Below are 2,236 nucleotides of genomic sequence, written 5' to 3'. Positions count from 1 at the left end.
TGCGCTTAAGTCCGGTGGATTGGTTTCGGTCCCGGCGCCACTCATACCCGCGCCACTAACGAGCATCAAGGCCACGATAGTATCTCGTAACAAAGTTCGGAAAACGGGTTGCTTCATCCTCCGCGAAATTCCATCCGTTAAAACTCTCCACAATCGGTTTAATTTTTGCATAAGTTCTTCAAGTCCTTTAATTGGTTGCTTGCGCGCACCGGTCACAGGCACGTATCACGCAGCGGGCATACAGTGAAGAGGATAATATTTTTTGGAAAGCGCGTAACTTTATAGCGGGGCGAACACAAACTGAACAGCAGCATTTCGACTGAATATTGCCATTTAAAAAATTTCTAACAGCTTAGTTTAATTTTTACAAATTGACAAGAGGAAATATGCCGCCCGATAGCAACGTCCTTGATCACTCACCCTGGAATGTGTGCGGTGGTCAAGTAATTCCGGACACAACAATAGGTTCTTGCACTGCCATTTTCCGCTCGTAGACGGTGGGCGGCAGATTGCCCAATGCTGAGTTTAGTCGTTCACAGTTATAGAAGCTGACGATGTAGTCGGCGACGTCGTTCCTGGCCTCGGTATGGTTAGCGTACTGGCGCTGCCAAACCCGCTCCATCTTGAGGTTCAGGAAGAAGCGTTCAGCAACTGCATTGTCCCAGCAGTTGCCTTTCCTGCTCATGCTGCAAACGAAGCCATGCTCGTCCAGCAGGTCCTGGTAGAGCTCACTGGCATACTGGCTTCCTCGATCCGAATGCACGATCAAGCCAGGGGCTGGCCGCCGCTGCTGGATCGCCATGTTTAGGGCGTCACAGACCAGCTTTGCAGGCATGCTTGGCGCCATGGCCCAGCCGACGACCCGGCGGGCGTACAGGTCCAATACGATAGCCAGATACAGCCATCCGGCGCCGGTGCGGATGTACGTGATGTCCGAGACGTATGCCATGTTTGGCGCCACCGGATTGAACTGCCGGTTAAGCACGTTGGCGGCAACAGGCAAGTCGTGCTTGCTGTCCGTCGTATGGATGAATTTACGCTTCCCGACAGGCTTTAACGAAGCCTTCCGCATCAAACTGCGAACCTTGTAGCGCCCGATCTCGATGCCTTGATTTTTCATCGCGGTCACCAAGCGCCGGCTGCCGTAGCTCTGATGGCTAGCCGTGAATGCGGCCTTCAGGTGGACGCTTGCTTTGCATAAAACCGGCTTAGCAGAACGACGCTGTGCTTCGTAATAACCGGAACGACTTACCGACAGGACGCGGCAACATTGTGTGACTGAGGTGGCCTCCTTTTGCAGCTGCTGAACGAGCTGGTAGCTCATTTCAATTCGCGGGCAAAGAAGGCCGATGCTTTTTTTAATATCTCAACATCTCCCTTCAGCTGGCGGTTTTCCTGCTCCAGCTGGCGGATACGCTGCTGCTCCGGCGTCAATGGCTTGCCAATTCCTGGCTGGCCATTTTGCTCTGCGCCGTACTGCTCTAACCAGCGACGAATCGCGGTCGGGCCAATGTCCATTGTCTGGCTGACGTGTTGCACGCTCAGGCCCTGTTCTTTGATCATGCGGACGACCTCCAGTTTTAAGCTGGGGTCGAACGTCTTACGCTTTCTTGCCATGTAATACTCCTCGTTGGGTGGATTTTCCACCTATTGAGGTGTCCGGGCAAATTAGACCACAGCACAAACCGAGAAAGGCGGGTGCGAAGCCTCATAAACCTATGACGCTTAAGCCTTGCTGATAGGCACTATTTACTTATCTTGGGTGGATTGCGCCGAACCCCCGTCCAACCGGTGAACATCAGATTCATACGCCTAAAAGAAGTATTGCTAATTTGCGGCAGATCGCGAACCAGCGTGTACGAGGCGATCGCGAAAGGCGAATTCCCGAAACCCGTCAAATTGCAGGGCCGCTCTTCCGCATGGGTAAAGAGCGAAGTGGAACAATGGGTGCATGCATGCATAATCGCTAGCAGGACCGGATCGAAGACTTGAATGAAGAGCAATAGTCGGCCCACGACTGCATCAGGAGGATGCGTTTCTCCAGCAAATCGCCTCGCCTGTAAGCGGCCTCCACCTTGTCGGGCAGACTATGCGCAAGCGCGTGCTCGCAAACCTCACGCGGAAAAGAATTGCCTTCCGCCTCCGAGCACCAGTCACGAAAGGTCGAGCGAAAACCGTGCACAGTAATGTCGCCCCTCCCCATACGTCGTAGATGCGTATTTCGGCGAACGTGACC

The 2,236-nt window shown here is 53.4% G+C and carries 3 protein-coding genes; 1 reads left to right on the top strand and 2 read right to left on the bottom strand.

Annotated features, from left to right (window positions below; all coding sequences use genetic code 11):
• Positions 1 to 439 precede the first annotated feature (439 nt).
• Positions 440 to 1,617 (bottom strand): IS3 family transposase gene (locus C7C56_RS10810; protein WP_219933136.1). Its coding sequence is split into 2 segments (ribosomal slippage): positions 440 to 1,350 and positions 1,350 to 1,617, totalling 1,179 coding nucleotides; the frame shifts between segments, so codons are not numbered across the junction.
• A 174-nt stretch (positions 1,618 to 1,791) separates the two neighbouring features.
• On the opposite strand from C7C56_RS10810, the gene C7C56_RS29785 reads away from it, so the two are divergent.
• Positions 1,792 to 1,992 (top strand): helix-turn-helix transcriptional regulator, encoded by a 201-nt coding sequence (locus tag C7C56_RS29785; RefSeq protein WP_267874684.1) that lies wholly within the window; start codon positions 1,792 to 1,794, stop codon positions 1,990 to 1,992.
• Here C7C56_RS29785 and C7C56_RS29780 read toward each other — a convergent pair.
• A partial coding sequence (locus C7C56_RS29780) for a tyrosine-type recombinase/integrase (protein WP_370660198.1) occupies positions 1,967 to 2,236 on the bottom strand: 270 nt, incomplete at its 5' end. The genes C7C56_RS29785 and C7C56_RS29780 overlap by 26 nt on opposite strands.

Origin of the sequence: Massilia glaciei (genome assembly GCF_003011895.2) — a bacterium.
GTDB lineage: Bacteria > Pseudomonadota > Gammaproteobacteria > Burkholderiales > Burkholderiaceae_D > Telluria_A > Telluria_A glaciei.
This window is presented reverse-complemented; position numbering and strand designations above follow the sequence as displayed.